Below are 22441 nucleotides of genomic sequence, written 5' to 3' on the forward strand. Positions count from 1 at the left end.
AGCCTACATGAGACGCCGGTCTTGAATGGCTTGCCTGTAGACCTCCTCCACTTGATCGACCACGGTGGTCACATCGTAGCGGTCCAAGAGCGCAAGCTGGTCATGGCGCACCTTCCGCCTCCAGGAAGGGTCCCCCAGAGCCTGGGCAACTCGCCGGGCCAGCAGTTCCGGGGTGTTGGGCGAGTCGACGGGCATCAGAGCCCGCTCATCACCCATCAGTGTGGATCGGTAGCCGGGATTGTCCCCGGCCAGCACAGGAGCCGTGCCCGAGGCGATGGCCTCCAGCAGGACGATGCCGAAAGACTCGCCCCCGGTAGAGGGAAAGACGGTCAGGTCGGATGAGGCCAGCAGGGCGGGCTTGTCCTTCTCGTCCACAAAGCCGGGGAAGGCCACCGGGGTGCGCAGGGTGGCGGCCTTTCGACGGCAGTCCTCCAGCAGCGGACCCTTGCCGGCCATGGTCACATGCAGGCCTTCGGGCAGGATGCCGGACCGCTCCCCCGCCTGAAGGGCCGAAAGCAGGATCCCTGCCCCCTTGCGGGCCACGAACCTTCCCAGAAAAACCAGATGCGGCCCCTGGCCGTGCAGGCGTGCCACCTCCTGGTCGCCAGCGGCCTGTCGGGCCCGACGCAGGGCAGCCACGTCCACGGGATTGGCCACCACCCTGCTGGTCACACCGGCAGTCTGCCGGGCGTAACTAGCCGCCACAGGCGAGACCGCGATGACCCTGTCGATGCGTCTATGGGTCTTGCGGTTGATCATCCCCAGAAGCCGACCGCTCAGCAGCTGCAGGTTTCCCGTGGGGGCGATGTGGTAGGTGGCCACCAGGGCCGTTGCCGGGTTCGCGGCCCGGATGACCCGACCGGCCAGGAAGGGGCTGTAAGGGGCTTGGACGTGCAGGAGATCGAAGTGTCCGGCCTCCAGGACCCGGCGGATGGGCGCCTTGGGTGCAGGCAGAGGTATGCGCATCCTGTTGCCGTTGAAGGAGACCATGACGTTGCGGGACAAGGAGTGAACCCCATCAACGGGGGGATGGGCGGTCTGACCGACCAGGTACTGGACCCTATGGCCCCGCCTGCCCAGCTCACGTCCCAGGGTCAGAATGTGCTGCTGGACCCCGTCAAACACATCCAGGGTGTCATCGAAGACGAACCCAATGCTGAGCGTCACTGAGCGTCCTGGCCTGCTTCAGGTTCGGTCCCTGCGGCCAGCTGGCGACCCTTGAGGGCCAAGGCCACCAGGTGCCGGTCGGCTGCCTCGCGCGCCTGCTGCTCGTCGTTGCCCGAATCCAGATTGTCCACATAGATGGTCTCCACCTGCGCGACCTCGCAGTACTTGAGGAAGGTCTGCCTGCACAGCTGGTTGTCCAGGGCCTCTCCGATGCCGCTGGACTGGTACCATTCCTTTTCCCCGCCGGTTAGCATGACCAGCTCCACCCGGCGCCCGGCCAGGGCCCCGGGGGTTCCATCAGCGTTATAGGCGAAACCTCGGCAGATGACCCGGTCAATGAAGCCTTTCATGATTGCCGGCATGCTGTACCAGTAGACAGGGAAGACCAGGGCCAGCACATCCGCATCCTTGATGCGCTCCTGCATGGCCTGGGCATCCTCGGGCATGGGTCCCTGGCCCAGGTAGTGGGTCCTGTCCTCCATGCCGAAGACGGGATTGAACCCCTCGGCGCAAAGGTCGATCAACTCGGTGCGAGCCCCGCCCTCGGCCGCCCCGTCCAGTAGGGCATTGCCCGCCGCATCGGTCAGGCTCTTGGGTTCGGGGTTGGCCGTGACTGCCACGATCTTCATGGGGATTCGCTCCTTACATTCCATTTCGCGCCTGCACCGACTGCGTGCAGACCCTTGTCATTGTCAGTCCTGGCAAGGACGGCAACACTGGTTCGGCAAATGCTTGACACTGCTCCTGGGCCCATCTATGTTATTGGGTGGTCGGTAGGTGAAGCTACCGCATGGACAAGGCATGCTGCCGCAAAGTGGTGGAGACACCCCGCGCAGGTCAACAGTCCCCGTCGGATCAAGGCAGGGACTAATGCAGGGCCAAATACCATGCGAAGCCGAAGCTTGAACGATGACAATGGTCGGCCCATGGCCGACCGCCACGCCGTCTTCGAGGCTGCCGACAGGGATGTTCCGCACCTTGAAGGGAGGCCATCGTGAATACTGTCGCACTGCCAGGAATGACCCGTTCTCCACTGAACGACGACCGCAGCCAGGCATCGCGCTCCACCCGCATATGGACGGGCCTGGCTGTAGCCATAGGCGCATTGGTCCTGCTGGGGGCCCTGGCCTATCTGCTGCCTGCCTTGGGCGCCCCCATAGGCCCCGCTGGAGTTCCCTCGCACGTCTCCACCGACCCGACCAACCTGCCCTATTATGCGCTGCGCTCCCTCTTCCGCATGTTCACGGCCCTGATCATCTCCCTGGTCTTCGCCTTCCTCTTCGGACTGGCCGCCGCACGATCCCGTCGTCTAGGCGCCGTGCTCATCCCCCTTCTGGACATCCTGCAGTCGGTGCCCGTCCTGGGCTTTCTGTCGGCCACCATCTCCATCTGGCTGGTCCTATTCCCCGGGTCCATCATGGGCGTGGAAGCGGCCTCCATCTTTGCCATCTTCACCAGCCAGGCCTGGAACATGGCCTTCTCCTTCTATAACTCCCTGACCAGCGAGCCCGCTGACCTGGACGAGGCGGTGAGGCTGATGCGCCTGACCCGTTGGCAGCGCTTCTGGAAGCTGGACGTGCCCAACTCCATGATCCCCCTGCTCTGGAACTGCATGATGAGCATGGGCGGCGGCTGGTTCTTCCTGACTGCCTCCGAGATGATCTCAGTCAACAACAGGACCCTGGCCCTGCCAGGCATCGGCTCCTTCGTGGAGGAGGCCACCGCCGAGCAGGATCTGGGCAAGGTGGGCCTGGCCATCTTGACCATGATCGTAGTGGTCCTGCTGATTGACTTCCTGCTCTGGAAGCCGCTGACCGCCTGGGCAGAGAAGTTCCGCTACACCAGCAGCCAGTCCACCGAGCCCCGGCGCAGCCTGGTGCTGACGGTCATCCGCCTGTCCGGAGTCAAGGACCTATTGGGCCTGGTGGGCCACCCCCTGGCCGACCTGCTGGACCGGATCACCCGCCCCTTGGGCCGTACCGGGGCACGTTGGAGCCGTGGAGGCGGACGCAGGCGGGCAAGCGACCTGGTCTGGTGGACCTGCCTGGCCCTGATCGGCCTGTGGGGTCTCTGGCAGCTGGACCGTATGGTCATCCATCCTCTGGGCCTGGGCGAGGTCGGGCACGTCTTCCAGCTAGGTTTGCTGACCTTCCTGCGAGTGCTGATCCTGATGGTGGTCTGCACCATCGTCTGGGTCCCGATAGGTGCTCTGATCGGCATGAATCCGCGCATCTCCCGCTACCTGCAGCCCCTGGTGCAGATCCTGGCCTCCTTCCCGGCCAACTTCATCTTCCCCTTCGTCACCATGGTTTTCATCATCTGGCGGATCGACATCAACTGGGGCAGCATCCTGCTCATGGCCCTGGGCACCCAGTGGTACATCCTCTTCAACGTCATCGCCGGGGCCTCGGCCATCCCCGACGACCTGCTGGAGATGTCTCGCAGCCTGGGCCAGAACCGCTGGCAACGATGGAAGACCCTGATCCTGCCTGCACTGTTCGGCTCATGGTGCACCGGCGGCATCACAGCGGCCGGCGGGGCCTGGAACGCCTCCATCGTCTCCGAGGTGGTCTCCTACGGCAAAACCGAACTGACGGCCCGAGGCCTGGGTGCCTACATCGCCCAGGTGACCGCCACCGGCGACACTCCGCGCATCATCCTTGGTGTGGCCGTGATGAGCATCTTCGTGGTCCTGGCCGACCGGTTCTTCTGGTCTCCCCTGCAATCACTGGCACAACGGCGCTATTCCCTGACATGAGAAGTCTGAAAGGTTCGACAATGACCAAGATCAATTCCAACGGGATCATCACGGCCGAGCACGTGACCAAGACCTACCAGTCTGACAAGGGCGCGGAGCTGACCGTCCTGGACAACATCGACTTCACCCTGCACGAGGGCGAGGTGGTGGCCATCCTGGGCCGTTCCGGTGCTGGCAAGTCCACCCTGCTGCGCATCCTGGCCGGCCTGGTCCCGGCCAGCAAGGGCAGCGTCGAATACCGGGGCAAGCAGCTGGACGGGCCCAACCCCGGCGTGGCCCTGGTCTTCCAGAGCTTCGCCCTGATGCCCTGGCTGACCGTCAAGGACAACGTCGAGCTGGGCCTGCAGGCCCGTGGCGTGCCCAAGAAGGAGCGCGAGAAACTCTCCCTGGCCGCCATCGACGCCATCGGCCTGGACGGCTTCGAGAGCGCCTACCCCAAGGAGCTATCCGGCGGCATGCGCCAGCGTGTGGGCATCGCCCGGGCCCTGGTCCTCAAGCCTGATGCCCTCTTCATGGACGAGCCCTTCTCGGCCCTGGACGTGCTGACCGCCGAGAATCTTCGCCAGGAGGTCCTCAAGGTCTGGTCCGAGGAGGCAGGCAGCGTCAAGTCGGTCCTGATCGTCACCCACAACATCGAGGAGGCGGTGGAGATGGCCGACCGGGTCCTGGTCTTGGACTCGCATCCCGGCCGGGTCATCGCCAACGTGCCCATCAACCTGGACAGGCCTCGGGACAAGCAGTCCGACCTCTTCCAGTCCTGCGTGGACTACCTCTACTCCATCCTGACCGGCCAGCGCGACAGCGAGGATATCCGCCGCCGCCTGCAGACCAAGGTGCGCAATCGTCAGGCCGTGCGAGACTCGGTGCGGGACGAGGAGACCGCCGAGCGCAACCTGCCCGACGCAACCCCCGGCGGCCTTGCCGGTCTGGCCGATGTCATGGTCAACCAGCCCAACGGCATGGACCTGGCCGACCTGGCCGCCAAGCTCTCCTTCGAAGTGGACGACCTTTTCCCCCTGATCGACGCCGGACTCATGCTGGGCATCTTCCAGGCGGACAACGGGCACGTCAGGCTGACCGACCAAGGCCGGGCCTGGCACGATGCCGACATCCTGGAGAGCAAGGAGATGTTCTCACGCATGCTGATGGATCATGTTCCGCTGATCCGCATCATCGACCGGGCCCTGAAGAATAGTGACGACAAGAGTCTGCACGGCTCTCTTATCCTGGACCTGCTGCGGGCCCACCACTCGGACAAGGAGGCCGTCCAGCAGTTCGACACCGCCATCACCTGGGGCCGTTACGGCGAGCTCTTCGACTACGATGCCGACGACGACCGGCTGACGCTGGACCCGGAGAACCACACCGAGTGAGTAGTCGCGGCAGCTACGGTCCCCTTCCACTCCTAGAATGTGCTCCGGGCGATGGAACCCGCCCGGGGCTTGAGCCCCGAACCGCAAACTGCTGATAGTTCCTGCACCATGATTCGACGACCCCGTCTGCGGGCTGGGTGCAGGTGCATGCCATTAAGCCCGACCCTGCGGACGCTGATCCGTCGGGAACCGAGGCCTCCAATGACCAAACCCCCTACCGGACCTGACATGGCCACAACCCTGGTGGTGATGCTGGGCGGAACCCTGGGCACCGGCTGCCGGTACGCCCTGAGCCTGCTGCCGGGCCAGAGCGGCCCGCTGCATCCGGGAACCCTCCTGGCCAACCTAATCGCCTGCGCAGGCTACGCCCTGCTGACCGCCTTCCTGGCCGGGCTGCCCAAAAGCGCACACGCGCGCCAAAGGCAACTGACCAACAGGGGCCTGGGCATGGGCCTGTGCGGAGGGCTGTCGACCATGTCCACCCTCTCGCTGGAATTGGTCCAAGGCCTATCGGGCGGTCAAATCCAGGCAACCCTTGCCTACCTGCTGGTCTCCTTTGCCGGAGGCCTGATGGTCTCCTGGGCTATGGCCGCGCTGGGAGCACGTCTGGCCGCACACATCCAGGCGGGTGTGCGATGACCATTGCATTTACATTGCTGATCTGCCTGTGCGGCGGCCTGGGTGCCGGACTTCGCTACCTGTTGGATACCCTGGTCAAGGCCCGCTGGCAGGTGGACCTGCCCCTCTCGACCATGATCATCAACCTGTCGACCATGATCATCAACCTGCTGGCCGGATTGGCTGCAGGACTGGTGGCCGCCCTGGCCGCCTTCCACGGACTGCCCGCCTGGGGACGGCTGCTGCTGGCCACAGGACTGCTGGGCGGCTTCTCCACCTTCTCGACAGCGGTCAACGAAGTGTTGGCCCTGACCCGGCAGAGACGGCATCTGGCGGCTCTTGGCTATCTGGCAGCCTCAATGCTCCTGCCGCCCCTGCTGACAGCCCTGGGTTTCCTGCTGGCCGGACCGGGCATGTAGCAGATCCAGCCAGCAATCGAGGAGCTGCGGAACCTAGGCGCGAGCCGGTTCCGGACGACCCTGGGCGGAGTCGGCGGCAATCCCCAGACGGTCGTCATGCCGACGCCACCAGGCGGACAGCACCGAGCCGGAGATGTTGTGCCAGACGCTGAAGAAGGTGGAGGGTATGGCCACAATCGGGTCGGCGGCGAAGGCCTGCAGGGCCAGGGTCGCGCCCAGTCCAGAATCCTGCATGCCCACCTCGAAGGTGATGGCCTTCTGCTGGGCGTAGCGGAACCCCTTGGGGTAGATGCGGTACATGAGCCGGCTGAAGAGGAAGCCCAGCCCATACCCGCACAGGTTGTGGAGCATGACCACCGGCAGTACCAAGGCGGTAGCAGCGGTGAAGAGCTTGGCATGGTTGACGGAGACTACCACGCCGATGATGATCAGGATGGCGATCTGCGAGACTGCCGGCAGGGCCACGGTCACCTTCTGCACCTTCTCCTTGAAGAAGGCGTGGACGGCCAGGCCCAGGGCGATGGGGATGAGCACCACCTCGAGGGCGGTCAGGAAGAGCTGCTTGGTGGGGATGGCCACATACTGGCTGGCCAGCAGGTTCATCAGCATGGGGATCATGAAGGGTGCACACAGTGTGGAAAGCAAGCCTATGGACACGTCCAGGGCAACGTCGCCACGCGACAGGTAAGACATGACGTTGGATGAGGTTCCCGAGGGGCAGCAGCCCACCAGGATGACTCCCACGGCGATCATGCCGTCCAGCCGGAAGATGCGGCAGAGCAGCACGGCCAGCAGGGGCATGATCAGGTAGTGGGCCACGGTGCCGACGATGACCATGAGCGGCATTTTGACGATTCGCTTGAAGTCGTCCAGGCTCAGGGTCAGCCCCATGCCGAAGAGAATAATGCTCAGGAAGTAGTTGGTGTAGCTGCGGGCCCAAATGCTAATCTGCGGGACAAAGAAGTTGATGGCAGCCCACGCTAGGACCACCAGGATAAACCACTTAGTCAACCAGTCACTGAACCGCTGCACCTTTTGCATGATTCCTGACCACTTCCTCTCGATTGTTCTCTCTGTGGTAGGGGCAAAATTAGGAAACCCAAGGCGTGTGCGCAGGTGAATGGTCACATTTTGGACGTGCTGAAATTCACTTGACCAAGACGGGCGTACCGGTGGGCACATACTGCATGATCCATCGAGCGTCGGGCACCGTCAGTCGGATGCAACCGTGGGAGCTGGGTCGGACGCCCAACAGGTCGGCTTCCTCCTTGATGTAGCTGCCGCTGGAATCAGTGGGAACCGAGTGGAAGAGGAAGACCCCGTGGTTCAAAAAACTGGTGTAGTAACGGGCGCCCATCCCCTCACTGGGATTGTAGAAGTGGTCGCCACGTTCGGCTTGGATGCGGAAGCTTCCCCTGGGCGTGGAGTCACCCATGCCCGACGAGGCATACATGGTGTAGAGCAGTTCGGACCCGTCGCGCACATAAACCCGCTGGTCCTGAAGGCTGACCTCCAGGGAGAGGCCAGGATGGGCTGCAGAATCCGGGTAATCGATCTGCTGCGAAGGCTTGAGCCAATCGACAGGTTGGGTGGAGGTACCAGCAGGGTCTGTCCTCTGAACCTTTGTCTGCTCATTCGCCTGAACCCTTGCGGCTGATGAAGAGGAATTAGGTTTGCTGTGATGATGCACCTCGGGGAACCGTCTCACCGAAACGGTGGATGCGCTAGAAGCACTCGCATCTGCTGATCGTTCTGCATGAGCCGCATCCACCGGCTGGATTAGGTTGACGATCAGGACTGTTAGCAACAGCGCCAGTAGTGCGCTTGTCACTACCACAGGCGTGCGACGAACAGGGTCCAGCAGCCAACGGAGCATGGCAAGCACACGCTGCTTAAGGCGTTTGCTATCCAATCCCCAGACAGCCATGTCCTTCCCTTTCGTCGCCATTGAACGCACCTGTACGCACAGTTCATTTTAGCGGCAGAAGGACACAGGGCTGACTCAGCCTTTCAGCACCTGTCTGGCCCAGTCATCCAGCAGGCCGCAAACCAAGGTGGTCTGCTCAATCTGCACATTGTGGCCGGACCGGTCCAGCACCGAGTAGGAGGCCCGGGGGAAACGGCAGGCCAGGTCGAACTGGTCCAGGTAGCCCACACGGTCGTCCTGGCGGCCGCAGACGAAGAGCACAGGGGCTATGAACCCGGACCAGACCTGGTCGAAGTCCATATCCAGCTGGTAGCGCACCTCCATTCGAGCCACCGTATCGGCATCGGCAGAACGAATGCCGGGCATGATGGTGCGTTGGTAGGCCTCAAGATGCTCCCGGGACTCCACCACGGCCATCTGCCGGTAGGCATGCCTGGTGAACTCGTCCACGTCGGCCAGGCCCTGGTCGTCCCGGACCAGCACCTGACGCGGGGGCAGACGCCTGTGGGCGGTCACCGGGTCGACCACCGAGGAGAGCAGGGCCATCCCCCGGCAACGGTCCAGACGCCCGGCGGCGGCATGGCGGCTGAGCAGCCCGCCCAGGGAGTTGCCCACCAGGGCGAAGGGGCCGCCGCCGCTGAAAATATCCACCTGCTCATCCAGCCACCGGGCCAGGCCGTCCAGGTCGAGAATGGACGGGTCGGGCGGCGTGCGGCCGAAGCCGGGCTGGTCCAGGTAGATCCGCTTGAATCCGCCCACCCGCTCGAAGACGGGGTCCAGGTCATCGAAGATGTGGTGGTCCACGCCGGACCCGTGCACGAAGATCAGCGGCAGCCCATGACCCCGGCGAATGGCGAACCCGGGACGGGCGCTCACTTCTTGGAGCCGGAGGGGATGCCGGTCTTGAACTCCACGATGTCGCCGTCCTGCATGACGTAGTCCTTGCCCTCAAGGCGCATCTTGCCCTCCTCGCGCACCTTGGCGTAGGAGCCGTCGGCGGCCACGAAGTCGTCGTAGGAGACCACCTCGGCCTTGATAAAGCCCTTCTCGAAGTCGGTGTGGATGACCCCGGCGGCCTGGGGGGCGGTCCAGCCCTTGTGGATCTGCCAGGCGCGCACCTCCTTGACCCCGGCGGTCAGGAAGGTCTGCAGGCCGAGGATATCGAAGCCCACCCGGGCCAGCTGGTCCAGGCCGGACTCCTTGAGCCCGGCATCGGTCAGCATCTCGCGGGCGTCGGCCTCGTCCAGCTCGGTCAGCTCGGACTCGAACTGGGCGTTGAGGAAGATGGCGGGAGCGGGAGCCACGGAGTCGGCCAGCTGCTTCTTCAAGTCCTCATTCTGCAGTTCGTCGTCATCCACGTTGAAGACGTAGATAAAAGGCTTGGCAGTCATCAGATGCAGGTCGTAGAGCTCATCCTTGTCGATGTCCCCGGCCTGGGCCGCCTGGTCGATGGTCCGCCCCTGTCCAAGAATCTCCTTGGCCTTGCGGACGGTGTCCAGGTAGGCGGGCTTGATCTTGCCCCCACGCTGATCCTTCTCCAGCTTGGGCAGGGCCTTGTCGATGGTCTGCATGTCGGCCAGAATCAGCTCGGTGTTGATGGTGTCGATGTCGTCGGCCGGATCCACCTTGCCGTTGACGTGCACGATGTCGTCGTCATTGAAGGCGCGGACCACCTCGCAGATGGCGTCGGCCTCGCGGATGTTGGCCAAGAACTGGTTGCCCAGCCCTTCCCCCTCCGAGGCCCCCTTGACGATGCCGGCGATGTCCACGAAGGTGACCGTGGCGGGTACGATCTTGTCCGTGTGGACCAGCTTGGCCAGAACAGGCAGCCGGTCGTCGGGCAGGGGCACGATGCCAGTGTTGGGCTCTATGGTGGCGAAGGGGTAGTTCTCCGCCAGAACATTGTTGCGGGTGAGGGCGTTGAAGAGTGTGGACTTGCCAACGTTGGGCAGCCCGACGATTCCTATGGTTAACGACATATCCACCAGTCTATTGCCCGGACTGCCCCGGCGTGGCTCCCCATAGAGCGGCAGGCTCAGTCGCCGCGCTCCACCGCATCAATAGCCTCAATAACCGCTCCACGGAAGCCGTGCTTCTCCAAGGATGCAACACCCTTGATTGTGGTTCCGCCCGGTGAGCAGACCGCGTCCTTCATGGCCCCGGGGTTGGTGCCGGTGGCCAGGTAGAGGGCTCCAGTCCCCTCCACCATTCGCGCCGCCAGCCGGTAGGCCGCCTGCCTGGGCAGCCCATGCTCCACCCCAGCGTCAGCCAGAGCCTCCATATACATGGCCGTGTAGGCGGGCGCACATCCGGCGATGGTCGTCCCCACCGAGACCAGCTCCCGGGGCAAACGCTCGATCATGGCCACCGGGTCAAAGACCTGGGTGAAGAGCTCCCGTTGCTGGTCGGTCAGGGTATCGTCCTCCTGAGTGACCAGAATCCCCTGCCCCACTGAAATGGGGGTGTTGGGGATGGCGCAGATCAGGTGGGTGCCCTCCTCCAGGATGTCGGCATAGTCCTCAAGGGTCATGCCGCCCACCACGGACAGGACCATGCGGTCCGGATCAGCCAGCTCATGGCGGATGGGCTCGCAGACCTGGGCCACCTGCCCCGGCTTGACGGCCAGAATCACAAGGTCGGCAGCCGCGGCCACCTCGGTGCCGGAGTGCATGGGCCGCACACCTAGCTGAGCCGTCCGCTCCACTAGCCGGTCATAGTGGGCTGCGCAAGCCACAATCCGGCCGCCGGGCAGCACACCCGCGTCGACAAGCCCCTGGGCCATGGCTTGGGCCATGTTGCCGTATCCGATGAATCCAAGAGTCAATGAGTCCGTGTTCATGTCCTCAAGTCTAGCCGCGCGCCAGGAAGAGCCCCTCCAGATCGCCGCGCTCCAGGGCCAGCCTGTAGAGGTGGGCGAAGACCCTGTCCCCGTGCATGCCGTCGTGCTCGAACTCGTTGGTCACCCAGGCATGGGCGTGGCCCACACGCGAGAGGGTGTCCAGCTGGAGCTCGGAGGGCACGTAGAGGTCGTCGGCGTAGACCACGGCCTGTAGGGGAACCTGATTGTCAGCCAGACGGTCGGGATCGTAAAGGTGGCCCCAGGAGCCCTCCTCCATGAGCAGGCTGACCGCCGGACCGAAGGGACGCAGGGCGGACTCCTGCTCGAACATCCAAGGGAAGATCGCCTCCCCGGTGAACATGAGCGGTCGGGCAGCAGTATCGAATTCGGGTCGGGCATCGCGCACCCGCTGCCCTGCCCAGTGCAGGGGGCCGCAGTCCCCGTCGGCGTAGATAAACTCTTGCAAGGGCCAGTAGAGCGGGCTGACCGAGGTAGCCGCCCGCACCCCTTCCAGGAAGGTCTGCGAGAGGGTGGCTCGGGAGCTGCTAGCTCCGGAAGCGGGCAGGCTGCCGTCGCCGTCCAGGAAGGCCGTGTCCAACAGCCAGTGGAGACGTTCGAACCCGCCGCTCTTGCCCAGGTCGACGCCCAGGGTCTGCAGCCGCTCCACGCTCAAAGGGTCGCCGCCGGGCAGGACCACATCACCCTGGGCCAGCCGGTCGGCAATGGCCGCCACACGGTCTTGATCCCTCGGATAGCGCTGGTAGAAGGCCTGGGACCGCTGAGCCATTTTGGTGAAGGTATGAGAGAATAGCTCGTAGGCATCAGTGGGGATATGAGGCACGCCCCCGGCGGTGAAGGCCGCAGCCAGCCCCTGGGGGAAGTTCGACAGGTAGGCCAGGGTCAGATAGCCGCCGAAACTCTGACCCAAGGCCACCCAGGGACAGCCAGCGAAGACCGTGCGACGCAGGTGCTCGAAGTCCCGGATGATGGAGTCCGCCAGAAAATGCTTCAGATAATCGGCCTGGGCACGGGGCTCTCCTATGGATGCCATGGTGGTTCCGTCGATGGCGCTGGACCGACCTGTACCCCTTTGATCGGGCAGGACAATGCGGAAGTGGCGCAGGGCCTCGGCCATCCACCCGTCGGCAGCGGCGCTCAGCGGCCGTGGAGCCCCATACCCGGGTCCGCCTTGCAGGTAGACCAGCAGCGGTAGGTCGTCGTGAATGTGCTCAGGGGCGCAGACTACGCGGTAGAAGCAACGGAGGACCGCCTGATCCGAATTAACTTCGACTCGCCAGACGCCAGGTTCACTGCCCGCCCAATCCAGAGGAACGGGGATGGACCCCTCACTCACGCAGAGTCCCGGCAGATAGTATCCCTGGTTGGTCATACCCTGGCTCCTTTCCTATAGGTCAGTCGGGTTCATTGTCGCCGGGCGGTTGGACCTGGATTGTGTGTTGTCTGTGGGCTGGGTGGTAGGGTGAGAGGCAGGGGACGTCGGGAAGCCGGCTGGCTTCCTCTATGATTCGCGCAATCTGTTGCGCGGACTGGCGTTGAGGTATTGGTAGCTTCCCGACAGGAAGAACCTTATTCTGCAAGCGGCGTTTGCCCTGCTTGGTGTTCGGTGAAGGGGTTTCGGTTTCATGCATCTGGGTACCCGGCTGCGTCGCATCCTGGCGATGATGCTCGTCCTGCTGGGCCTGCTGGCAGGCCTGGGCGTCGCATCCGCCCAAGAGGACGCTCCTATCCTTGATCTTCGGACCCCTCGCGTAGCTGACGGAACCCCCGGCACTCTCCCTAGCAACGCAACAGACACTCCACTGTCCTCACCATCGCCAATACAAACCACCACACCATTAAGCCCCACGCCCAGCACCCTGTCGTCGACGGCGGGCACGCCTGACAGCACAGCCCCCGCTCCGGCTGAATCGGCCGACAAGACGGAAGATCAGGCTTCGCACACGGTGCTTTTCGACCCGGCCGACAGCAGCAAGCCCACCCAGGCGAGCGTGAAGACCGGCACCCTCGCTGCTGCCCCGCAACAGAATCCACAGCGTGAGGGCTTCCGGTTCGAGGGTTGGACGCTTGACGGCCGGCCCTATGATTTCCAAACCCCCGTCCTCCAGGACACGACCCTGAAAGCCCGGTGGACGAAGGTCACGGACTGGACGCTGAGCCCGGATCACGGGCCCGCCACAGGGGCGCGGCTGACCATCAGCCCGCCCGACAGGCAGGAACCTCAAATCGCCAGCATCCAAGCCGCAGGAAACCAGATTGCCGGCCTGACCGGCGACGGCCGCATCTACACCTGGACGCAGGACAGCACACCTGTGCAATTTCCTCTCCCCACCCATGCTGCCGACGGGTTCCGCTACCTGCAGGCCGCAGCCGGCAGCCACCGGCAGGCCGCCTTGGGATCCGACCAGCGGATCTACACCTGGAACAGCAGTCAAGCGACGCCCACGATCCTCGACACCGGACAGGACACCAGGTTCACCAGCATCGGCATGAACGATAATCGACTCCTGGCCGTGGACCAGCAGGGACAGGCCCACGCCTATCAGACCAGGGATGCCGGCAGCCAGGAGCCGAACCCGAAATTCACAAAACAAGCCGAGACCAGCCTGCCCGGAAAGGCGCAGGCCGTGACCGCCATCGCCTCCCCCGGCCGGATCCTCATCGTGGACGCTGACGGGCAGGCCTGGACCTGGGAGACGGCCAATACCGGAAGCGTCAAGCCCGCGTGCATCAAGCAGGACCCGGGAATGCGCATCATCCAGGCCCATGCCCTCAACCAGGGGTTCCTCCTCCTGGACACGGAAAGGCGGATCCATTACCTGGCCGACAACACGACCAGTCCCACAGCCGTCAACCTGCCGGCAAACATGAAAACCAACTCGATTACAGCCAATGATAGCCAGGCCGTTATCACCGACACGGAGGGCCACGTATGGTCCTGGCAGCCCGGCGAAGCACCCATGCGCGCGGACGACGGGAACAAGCGGTACATGCAGGCCGCAAGCACCGGCAGCAGGATCACCGCCATTGACCGGCAAGGCAGCATGTTCACGTGGGACGTGGACGGGCAGGGACAGCCCGGCAAGCCAGCAAGAGTCAGCATCACCACAGCGTCCATCCTGGAGTCAGCCAGCCTGAACGGCCAGCCGCTCAATCTCACCAAGAACAACGACGCCTGGCAGACAGACATGCCCGCCAGCAAGCCGGGACCAACCACTGTTCTCATCGTCGGCAGACAGGACGGCCAACCCTTCACCAAAAACCTCAACTACACGGTCGACCAGCCGCTGACACGAGGCGCCGAACCAAGATCCACGTTCACGGTCCACTTCGATACGGGCGGGGGAAACCCCGAACCAGCAGACCAGAACGTCTCCACTCCAAACGGCAGGGTGAAACGACCCTCCCCCGACCCTGCGCGTGAAGGCTACCTGTTCGACGGATGGTTCACCGGGGAAGTCGCCTACGACTTCAGCAAGCCCGTCACCAAGAGCCTCACCCTCACCGCCAGATGGACATTCAAAGACCCCGACAACACGTGGAAAATCAACCCCGACCAGGGTAGCCGGCTCGGCAACGAAACCACCACCATCACCCCGCCAGACACCAGCCGAGGCATTAGGTTCACCCAGGTCAGCGGATCAATGTACGACAGTTCGATCAGCTATGGCTTTTCATTGGCTGTGGGCAGCGACGGCAACGCCTGGGCATGGGGAAGCAACTACTATGGCCAGCTCGGCATCGACAAGCCCGACCAGCGGAACACGCCCGCCCCGGTGCCGAAGCCTGCAGACACACCTATGGATTTCACCTACGTGCAGGTCAGCGCCGGAAGTCGGCATTCGCTGGCCCTGGGCAGCGACGGCAACGCCTACGCATGGGGAGAAAACAGCAAAGGCCAGATCGGCGACGGGACGGACAACACTCCCCCCCGGACGACACCGGTCAAAGTGAAGAAGCCTGCAGGCACGCCCGCGGACTTCACCTACACACAGGTCAGCGCCGGAGCCTATCATTCGCTGGCCGTGGGCAGCGACGGCAACGCCTACGCATGGGGAGAAAACTACTCCGGCCAGATCGGCGACGGGACGAGAACCCGCCGGACTACGCCGGTCAAAGTGAAGAAGCCTGCAGGCACGCCCGCGGACTTCACCTACACACAGGTCAGCGGCGGAGGCCATTATTCGCTGGCCGTGGGCAGCGACGGCAAGGCCTACACATGGGGAGAAAACGACAAAGGCCAGATCGGCGACGGGACGACAACCCGCCGGACTACGCCGGTCAAAGTCATGTCGCCTGCAGACACTTCCGCGGACTTCACCTACACACAGGTCAGCGCCGGAGGCTATCATGCGCTGGCCGTGGGCAGCGACGGCAACGCCTACGCATGGGGATATAACGACACTGGCCAGATCGGCGACGGGACGACCGATAAGCGGACTACGCCGGTCAAAGTCATGTCGCCTGCAGACACTTCCGCGGACTTCACCTACACACAGGTCAGCGGCGGGAACAATTATTCGCTGGCCGTGGGCAGCGACGGCAACGCCTACGCATGGGGGAGCAACCAGAAGGGCGTGCTCGGCAACAACATCGCCATCTGGTGGGGTGACACGAATCCTGTTCCTATGCGCGTGCGCGACCCCTCCAGCCCCAAGGACAAGAGCAAAGGACTGCAAGCCGAACAGATCAGCGCCGGATACCAGCATTCGCTAGCCGTAGGCAGCGACGGCAACGCCTACGCTTGGGGGAACAACGAGAATGGCCAGCTCGGCAACGACAGCATTCCCACAGGGCAATATAACAGTAAAGCTCAGAGTCCTGCTCCTGTGCCGGTGTCGTTCAACCTGCAGCTGGTGATCACCGGGGTCAGATTCGACCAGACCCCCGCATCAGGGCTGACGCGCGGCGATGGCAGCAGCGTGACCGTGACCACGTCCGCACACGCGCCGGGCACGGTCACGGTCAACGTGGACTACACGCTGGGCGGCGCACCCAAAACGCCGGACACCTCCCTCCAATACACGTACCTTCCCGCAGGTGTGCTCCCCAATGCTGGGGGGGAAGGCATCCTGCTCGCCCTGGCCACCGGCATGACCGGCATGGGCGGGGTCCTGGCATCACGCCGCCACCGGAGGGAAACACATATTCTCTCACTTGCTTCGCACGGGTGAGAACGGCCGGGGGCGGCGTATCAATCCCCCCGCCCCCGGCCCATATATGGGGAGCGGGGAGGAAAAGTGTCACTTAAGGCTCAAACCCCAAGAGAGCCAACACTTCCCTCCCGCGCCTCACCACACTTCCGCAGGCGGAAACCGAGGGCAGGCATGCACGCCCCCGCCCCTGCCTGGCAGAGGAGGAAACACGGCCAGGTCGGTCAGGAGGCTTAACAGCCCCCAGCCAGCCCGGCCGCTGTTCATCTCCCTACCCCAGCATAATCGCGCAAACAACAGCCTCATCCTCGAGCATTCAGCCTCGCCCGCCTTCACTCATAGCCAAGCCTTGACGGGCCATGCTGTAAAAGTTGCGGTATCGTTACCGCACTGATATAACTGAAGGCTGTCAGAACCGTTCGCCTGCCCATGGCGGCGGTCAGGCAACCGCCGAGGTAGGCAGTCCGGCCCGGCGGCCGACCACTTCGACGAAAGGCCATGATGGCGTACGCGACGATCAGGGATGTGGCCCAACGGGCCGGTGTCTCCGTATCGACGGTCTCCCGAGCCCTTAACGACTCCGGGCGCATCTCCCCTGCCACTCGACAGCGCATCAACCAGGTCATCCACGACCTGCACTATGTGCCGGACTCCCGAGCCCGATCCATGCACTCCGCCCACTCGCGCACCATCGGCCTGCTCATCCCCGACATCCGCAACTCCTACTTCGCAGACCTGGCCTATCTGATCCAGGGCCAGCTGCTCAACCATGGCTTCCAGACCCTGATCTGCACCTCAATCCAGGGCGACCCCGGCGAGGACCGGGCCCAGGTGCGCAACCTGCTGGGCCAGCACATTGACGGAGCCATCATCGTGCCCGGGCCGCGTTCCTCACACACTCTGGAAGAGCTGACCAGACGCGGACTGCCCCTGGTCTGCGTGGACCGTGCCGCCGAGGGTGCCGCCGGTCGCGACGGGCGGACCATCCCCTGCGTGGACGCCGACCCCGAACCCGGCCTGTGGCAGGCCCTTGAGGATCTGCACACCCAGGGCCACCGACGCATCACCCTGGTGCCTGGGCCCCTCAAGGAATCGGCCACCTTCCGGGAACGCCTGGACGTATACCGCAACCTGCTGGCAGGCATCGAGAGCATGGACGACCCCCTCACCGACCAGGTAGAGCCCGGCACTTTCGACCCCGATATGATCGACCTCTGGGTCCGGCAGGGAATCACCGGCGTGCTCTTCGGGTCCTCCCTGGATGCCATACGCGCCATCAAAACGGCCCAGTCCCGAGGAATCAGCATCGGCTCGGACCTGTCCATGATCACCTTCGACGACCTGCCCGTCTTCCGCATCCTAACCCCGGCAGTGTCGACCATCTCCCAGCAAATCGACACCATGGGGACCCGCTGCGTGGACATGCTCCTGCAGCTGATGGCAGGCTCGCCCGTGCGGTCGGTCCGGCTGCAGACCAGCTACCGCCACTGCGCCTCGGTGGGGCGCTCGCCCGCGCACACCGGCCAGGATCCCTGAACCTCCACAGCGTGATCATCAAGGCGGACAAGCTCATCAAGGAACGGAGAAACATGATTCAAGATATGGCGGCGGCACCCGACCAGGTGCTCAAGGGACTGGATACCATCACGGGGTCCATCTCGGTGGTCGGGTCCATGAATGCGGACTACACCGTCAACACCGACCGGCTGCCCAAGCCAGGCGAGACCATAAACGGCGGTCCCCTGCAGGTGCTTCCCGGGGGCAAGTCGGCCAACCAGGCAGCGACCGCAGCCCGCATCGGCGCCCAGGTCAGGCTCTTCGGGGCCGTGGGATCCGACTCTAACGCCGACTTCCTGTTGGGACAGCTGGGCAACGCCGGAGTGGATGTCTCCCATGTGATGACCGTGCCAGGAGCCAGCGGAACCACAGTCATCACTGTGGATGCGCGCGGTGAGAACACCATCGTCTACTCCCCCGGCTCCAACGGCAAGGTGGATGTGGACTACGCCCACCGCTCCCGCCAGGCCCTTACCTCGGCCAAGGTGCTGGGCTTGTGCCTGGAGAGCCCCATCGAGACGGTCACCGAGGCCGCGCGAATGGGCCACGAGGCCGGCATGACCGTGCTGCTCAACGACTCCCCATTCCGCGCCGACCTGCCCGCCGACCTGATCGCCAACTCCGACCTGATCCTGGTCAACGAGCATGAGATGGCCCAGCTTCTGGGCATCGACGAACCCGAGGACGGCGACTGGCTGGGGGCCGACTGGGACCAGATCAACCAGACCATGCAGGACTTCGGCTTCCACCGGGCCATTGTCACCCTGGGCGGCGAAGGATCCATGGTGCTGGACCATGGCCAGACCTACCGGATTCACGCCGTGCATGTGGACGCCGTGGACACCACTGGCTGCGGGGACGCCTTCATGGGTACCGTGCTAGCTGGCCTTGCCTCCGACATGACCCTGGTGCAGGCCGCCCAGCTGGCCTCCTACGTCTCCGCCTACGCTGCCACCGGGCAGGGGGCGCAGGCCTCCTACGGCACGGCCGAGCAGATTCGGCTACGTTTCTCCTGAGTCTGAACGTTCGAGGTCGGAGCCATCAAGGTCGAGCCGTCAGAACCCTGACCACCGGGGTCTTGTGACCGGGGTTCGTTGGTCAGGGTCCAACGATTAGACAGGTAGAGCGCTGCTGACTCCCTCCCCTGCGTTGTCAGGCCGATGAACCGTTGCGAATTGCACGACGGTTTGTCGGCCTGACTGGTATCTGTGCAATAGAGGCTGGATGGATGAATATGGGATGCATACTTGTTGCCAGTTGAGTGCAAATGTGGAATTTAGACTCATTGCCAACTGAGAGCAAGTCCGAAATCCGCTTTTGTTGCCAACTGAATTCAAGCACGGAATCTGTTATTAGCGCCAGTTAAATGCATCTAAGGATCGGACGGGCATTGGAGAGTACGCGCGTGTCTTGGACGCGCAAGCTATGCAGAGAGCCATTCGATGCGAGAATTCGTAAACAGCACCTCGACAAGGAGCGGCAACAAGTCTCTCCAAGCGTTAGACAGCTGACCACCAATCGTCATATGCAAGGCCGCCATCTTTTGACTCACCACTAGGCGCCCATTCCCGATTACAACTGCTCAGGCTCATCCACCTTGCGAGAGCCTGGGACCACGTTTGACCTCATCATCCCTCGGACTGATAGCACCTCCCGCTGTCCCCGAATATTGTTGATTCCATGAACACAGTCAGTCAAACAGCGCAGCGACCAATCACCAGGTCCAATAATCGAATGCTACTGACTGACGCCCTCTTCGCCATCCTTTTGTTTCTGCTGGTGAGCGGCTCCAGCGCCAATCTACGAGATGGGGCCCTGATCCCCTTGCAGGAAAATCTAATCCTGATGTGGACAGTCCTGCTCATAGCCCCTGTCGTTATCCGTCGCCGATTCCCGGACGTAGCAGCCGGGCTCTTCGTCGCTGTGGCTCTGGCTCAGCTCCTGTTGGGGCCTGCCATCATGCTCTCCGATGCAGTCTGCCTGGTGATGGTCTATTCCTGTCTGCTCTACGGACGTCCATCTTGGCGTCGACTCTATCTGACCGTGGCCTGGGTCATGACGCCCCTTTCCTGCCTTATCTTCACATTGGTCGATTTGGGATTTCTGCCTCCGGGCAAGACGTGGCCGGACCACATCTCAATGTTGCCGACCTCATTCAAAGATTTGGCAATCACCTTCCTATCGAATTTTCTGATCGAGGGGCTTCTGCTGCTCATCGCCATCGTTGCAGCCTACTGGACGCGAACCAGACGGGATGCCATTGATGAGGCCCGGCGACGCAACCACGCCTTGGCCCTGCAGACAGAGCAAAGCGCGGCACTGTCTGCCAGCGCTGAGCGGGCCCGCATAGCGCGTGACATGCACGATGTCGTCGCACACACTCTGTCTATCGTCATCGTGCAGGCAGATGCCGGCAGATACGCAGCCACTACCGATGCGGACCTTGCTCTCAAGACCATGCGCACCATTGATCAAGAGAGCCGTCGCGCCCTACGTGAGCTGAGCTCGCTCTTCGGCAAACTCAAGGCTCCAACCAACCCGGCACCCGAAACCAGCCAAAAAACAGCGGATTCTCTTCCAGGCCAACCCTCTTCTTCCCCACCACCAACGAACCCAGCCCATATCCAGCCGCCTCACCAATCTCAAGCAACTGCCCACACGAATTCCGCTATTCAATCCGGGAACGCTCGTAATATGAATCCGGCCGGAACAGATTGCACTCAGCCGAGCCAAGCCAGCGGCCATCTTCCCACAATCAAAGAGAATCCAGCTGCCAACACTGCTAAGACCAACGTTGATACGCCCGACAATGCGCGTATCTGGCCTTCGGTTGCCACCTCTTCAAACAATCCGCCGACCAGCTACGGATCATGGTCAGAACTGATAGATGCCGCCCGACTTGCTCAGCCAGAATCCCAATTCAGCCGACGCATTGAAGGCCGACCCTGCCCAGAAAAGCTGGATCGCAGCCGCACCATAACTGCTTACCGGGTGTTGCAAGAAGCATTGACCAATGTTCGCAAGCATGCCGCTCCGGCTTCGGCTGTGCTAGTTGAAGAACAGTGGCTCACGGACGGTTTGTGTCTAACCATTGACGACCGCCCATTTGACCATGCCTCTACCAATTCAGATTCTCCGCTACAGATGGACCGACCTGCGCATTCAGGTTTCGGTCTTTTAGGGATGCGCGAACGACTGACTTCTCTTGGAGGCGACCTTCAAACAGGTTCCGAACCAGAAGGCGGTTACCACCTCCAAGCGTGGATTCCTTTTGCCGCTCCGCCAAAATACGACTCTGAAGCGGGGATACGTGCAAATCGACAAGCTCAATGGTCCCTGCGCGCGATTGTCTCCACACTCTTCGTCTGGTTTCAACGCCATCCATTGACGACCGACCTGGGTTTGGTAATCGGACTCGTATTGATAGAGAATCCAGGTCAAGCTCTTGCTATAGCACCTGTCACGCGACAATATGATCCGGGCCGACCAGTAAGAATCATCGCCACGCTAGGTATTGCTTTGCCTCTGATTGTGCGCAGGGTCCGTCCCGGCATTTGCGCCGCCATAGTATCTGCAGTTGCCGCCCTGCTGCTGCTCTTCTCGCCCTGGCTGCCAGAAGCTGCAGTCTTATCCCCAGTCGCCGTCTATTCAGCAATGGTTTACGGTAAATACACCACCAGGCGGTGGGTTCCGTTGGTGGTCATCGCGGATACGGTTTTATGGGCTGTCAGATGTGTAGCCAATAACCAAGGGTGTCCAACCATTCTGGCCTACATGATAGAAGGCCCGGCAGAATCATCTTTCTCTGAATCCCATTTAACACTTTTCATAGTGATGGCCGCACCGGCCTTGATCTGTCTGCTGACCATGCTGATTGCCTCACGCCGACGTACTCGTGGTTCAGTCCTGCTCCTCCAGCAGGAACGCGAGCGCGCGCTAAACCAGACCCTGCAGGAAAGCCAGGCTCTGGCAGCCAATCAAGAGCGCGAACTCATTGGCTCTACCATGCAGGTAGAAGTGGCTGCAACCCTGAATACAGTTATTGCATCCACTACCAAAGCCATCTCCGAGTTGAACCATTACCAAGTCAAGGGGGTGAACCCTCCCCCAGAGCAGGTAGCGCAAGCCTTCGGCGACATTGCTTCTCAAGGACGCCAGGCCCTGGCTCGCATGCGACAACTGCTCACCGTCCTGCGTCACAGTTCCAGCACCGGTTTGCGCTCAAACACTGACACCGCCGATTCCCCAAACAAGAGCCTCAACTCAGACAGGAACCATATTGGCGAGCCCACCCGTAAAAACCCACATATACCAGCTCTTCACCCAGCTAAACCCCTGCCAGTAGATCTTGATGATCAGCTTGACAACTATTCGCAACAATCGCAACAGGATAAGGAACCAGAGCATGCCCAATCAGACCAACAGGACCACCCAGACTCCAGGCGTGAGCGTTCTTTATGATGAGCACCTCCTATGGATAGCAAACAGGAAAATGACCATATCAGGTAATCAGCACAATCGGAAAATTGAGCACTCCATATATCACGCACCCGAAGATTAGCCACTCCGGGAATCGATTGCCGACGAGCATAACTTCACCAGTTGAAAGTCT

Annotated in this window: 16 protein-coding genes and 2 riboswitches; of the genes, 8 read left to right on the forward strand and 8 right to left on the reverse strand. The window is 62.5% G+C overall.

The annotated features are described in order from the left end of the window. Positions 1-3: 3 nt before the first annotated feature. The gene (locus DKK74_RS04815) at positions 4-1167 is read right to left on the reverse strand and encodes a glycosyltransferase family 4 protein (RefSeq protein WP_110413047.1); all 1164 of its coding nucleotides are present in this window, start codon (positions 1165-1167) and stop codon (positions 4-6) included. After that, positions 1164-1796 carry an NAD(P)H-dependent oxidoreductase gene (locus DKK74_RS04820; RefSeq protein ID WP_110413048.1) on the reverse strand — a complete coding sequence of 211 codons (633 nt, stop codon included), beginning with the start codon at positions 1794-1796 and terminating at the stop codon, positions 1164-1166. Before DKK74_RS04820 ends, DKK74_RS04815 begins: the two co-directional genes overlap by 4 nt. Before the next feature lie 133 nt (positions 1797-1929). Continuing rightward, a riboswitch (M-box (ykoK) riboswitch) is annotated at positions 1930-2088 on the forward strand. 97 nt (positions 2089-2185) lie between these two features. Between DKK74_RS04820 and DKK74_RS04825 the strand changes: the two genes are divergently transcribed. The 4 genes from DKK74_RS04825 to DKK74_RS04840 all read left to right on the forward strand — a co-directional run bounded on the left by DKK74_RS04825 (position 2186) and on the right by DKK74_RS04840 (position 6335). Further along, positions 2186-3925, forward strand: coding sequence for an ABC transporter permease (locus DKK74_RS04825; protein WP_181414942.1), 1740 nt, complete (start codon positions 2186-2188; stop codon positions 3923-3925). Next, the gene (locus tag DKK74_RS04830; protein WP_181414922.1) at positions 3922-5298 is read left to right on the forward strand and encodes an ABC transporter ATP-binding protein; all 1377 of its coding nucleotides are present in this window, start codon (positions 3922-3924) and stop codon (positions 5296-5298) included. The genes DKK74_RS04825 and DKK74_RS04830 overlap by 4 nt, the downstream gene beginning before the upstream one ends. A gap of 38 nt (positions 5299-5336) precedes the next feature. Beyond that, a riboswitch (Fluoride riboswitch) is annotated at positions 5337-5409 on the forward strand. 90 nt (positions 5410-5499) lie between these two features. Next, positions 5500-5937, forward strand: coding sequence for a FluC/FEX family fluoride channel (locus DKK74_RS04835; RefSeq protein WP_181414923.1), 438 nt, complete (start codon positions 5500-5502; stop codon positions 5935-5937). Next, positions 5934-6335 carry a fluoride efflux transporter FluC gene (locus DKK74_RS04840; RefSeq protein WP_110413052.1) on the forward strand — a complete coding sequence of 134 codons (402 nt, stop codon included), beginning with the start codon at positions 5934-5936 and terminating at the stop codon, positions 6333-6335. Before DKK74_RS04835 ends, DKK74_RS04840 begins: the two co-directional genes overlap by 4 nt. A gap of 33 nt (positions 6336-6368) precedes the next feature. On the opposite strand, the gene DKK74_RS04845 is transcribed toward DKK74_RS04840, so the two are convergent. The 6 genes from DKK74_RS04845 to DKK74_RS04870 all read right to left on the reverse strand — a co-directional run bounded on the left by DKK74_RS04845 (position 6369) and on the right by DKK74_RS04870 (position 12491). After that, on the reverse strand, positions 6369-7376 hold the full coding sequence (locus tag DKK74_RS04845) for a bile acid:sodium symporter family protein (RefSeq protein ID WP_110413053.1): 1008 nt from the start codon (positions 7374-7376) through the stop codon (positions 6369-6371). 106 nt (positions 7377-7482) lie between these two features. Continuing rightward, entirely contained in the window at positions 7483-8283 is an 801-nt protein-coding gene (locus tag DKK74_RS04850; protein WP_110413054.1) for a L,D-transpeptidase, read from the reverse strand. Between the two features lie 54 nt (positions 8284-8337). Beyond that, on the reverse strand, positions 8338-9138 hold the full coding sequence (locus tag DKK74_RS04855; protein ID WP_110413055.1) for an alpha/beta fold hydrolase: 801 nt from the start codon (positions 9136-9138) through the stop codon (positions 8338-8340). Beyond that, on the reverse strand, positions 9135-10241 hold the full coding sequence (gene ychF, locus DKK74_RS04860; protein ID WP_045924585.1) for a redox-regulated ATPase YchF: 1107 nt from the start codon (positions 10239-10241) through the stop codon (positions 9135-9137). Before ychF ends, DKK74_RS04855 begins: the two co-directional genes overlap by 4 nt. Positions 10242-10297: 56 nt before the next feature. Continuing rightward, a complete protein-coding gene (proC, locus tag DKK74_RS04865; RefSeq protein WP_045924586.1) occupies positions 10298-11101 on the reverse strand; it encodes a pyrroline-5-carboxylate reductase in 804 nt (267 codons plus the stop codon). Positions 11102-11111: 10 nt separating this feature from the next. Beyond that, a complete protein-coding gene (locus DKK74_RS04870; RefSeq protein WP_110413056.1) occupies positions 11112-12491 on the reverse strand; it encodes an alpha/beta fold hydrolase in 1380 nt (459 codons plus the stop codon). 253 nt (positions 12492-12744) lie between these two features. On the opposite strand from DKK74_RS04870, the gene DKK74_RS04875 reads away from it, so the two are divergent. The 4 genes from DKK74_RS04875 (at position 12745) to DKK74_RS04890 (ending at position 22290) form a co-directional block, all read left to right on the forward strand. Beyond that, entirely contained in the window at positions 12745-16293 is a 3549-nt protein-coding gene (locus tag DKK74_RS04875; RefSeq protein ID WP_110413057.1) for an RCC1 domain-containing protein, read from the forward strand. A gap of 480 nt (positions 16294-16773) precedes the next feature. Further along, positions 16774-17808: a LacI family DNA-binding transcriptional regulator gene (locus DKK74_RS04880; protein WP_181414924.1), complete on the forward strand. Its 1035-nt coding sequence runs from the start codon at positions 16774-16776 to the stop codon at positions 17806-17808. A 53-nt stretch (positions 17809-17861) separates the two neighbouring features. Then, a complete protein-coding gene (locus DKK74_RS04885; RefSeq protein WP_375537553.1) occupies positions 17862-18845 on the forward strand; it encodes a ribokinase in 984 nt (327 codons plus the stop codon). A 718-nt stretch (positions 18846-19563) separates the two neighbouring features. Next, complete coding sequence (locus DKK74_RS04890; protein WP_446002666.1) at positions 19564-22290, forward strand: DUF7134 domain-containing protein; 2727 nt, start codon at positions 19564-19566, stop codon at positions 22288-22290. Positions 22291-22441: the final 151 nt, after the last annotated feature.

The sequence above is a fragment of the Bifidobacterium asteroides genome, from assembly GCF_003202755.1.
Classification (GTDB): Bacteria; Actinomycetota; Actinomycetes; order Actinomycetales; family Bifidobacteriaceae; genus Bombiscardovia; species Bombiscardovia asteroides_F.

Coding starts and splice junctions, on each gene's coding strand:
- DKK74_RS04820 (WP_110413048.1), bottom strand. CDS start 1,796: ATGAAGATCGTGGCAGTCACGGCCAACCCCGAACCCAAGAGCCTGACC.
- DKK74_RS04825 (WP_181414942.1), top strand. CDS start 2,186: ATGACCCGTTCTCCACTGAACGACGACCGCAGCCAGGCATCGCGCTCC.
- DKK74_RS04830 (WP_181414922.1), top strand. CDS start 3,922: ATGAGAAGTCTGAAAGGTTCGACAATGACCAAGATCAATTCCAACGGG.
- DKK74_RS04835 (WP_181414923.1), top strand. CDS start 5,500: ATGACCAAACCCCCTACCGGACCTGACATGGCCACAACCCTGGTGGTG.
- DKK74_RS04840 (WP_110413052.1), top strand. CDS start 5,934: ATGACCATTGCATTTACATTGCTGATCTGCCTGTGCGGCGGCCTGGGT.
- DKK74_RS04845 (WP_110413053.1), bottom strand. CDS start 7,376: ATGCAAAAGGTGCAGCGGTTCAGTGACTGGTTGACTAAGTGGTTTATC.
- DKK74_RS04850 (WP_110413054.1), bottom strand. CDS start 8,283: ATGGCGACGAAAGGGAAGGACATGGCTGTCTGGGGATTGGATAGCAAA.
- ychF (WP_045924585.1), bottom strand. CDS start 10,241: ATGTCGTTAACCATAGGAATCGTCGGGCTGCCCAACGTTGGCAAGTCC.
- proC (WP_045924586.1), bottom strand. CDS start 11,101: ATGAACACGGACTCATTGACTCTTGGATTCATCGGATACGGCAACATG.
- DKK74_RS04870 (WP_110413056.1), bottom strand. CDS start 12,491: ATGACCAACCAGGGATACTATCTGCCGGGACTCTGCGTGAGTGAGGGG.
- DKK74_RS04875 (WP_110413057.1), top strand. CDS start 12,745: ATGCATCTGGGTACCCGGCTGCGTCGCATCCTGGCGATGATGCTCGTC.
- DKK74_RS04880 (WP_181414924.1), top strand. CDS start 16,774: ATGGCGTACGCGACGATCAGGGATGTGGCCCAACGGGCCGGTGTCTCC.
- DKK74_RS04885 (WP_375537553.1), top strand. CDS start 17,862: ATGATTCAAGATATGGCGGCGGCACCCGACCAGGTGCTCAAGGGACTG.
- DKK74_RS04890 (WP_446002666.1), top strand. CDS start 19,564: ATGCTACTGACTGACGCCCTCTTCGCCATCCTTTTGTTTCTGCTGGTG.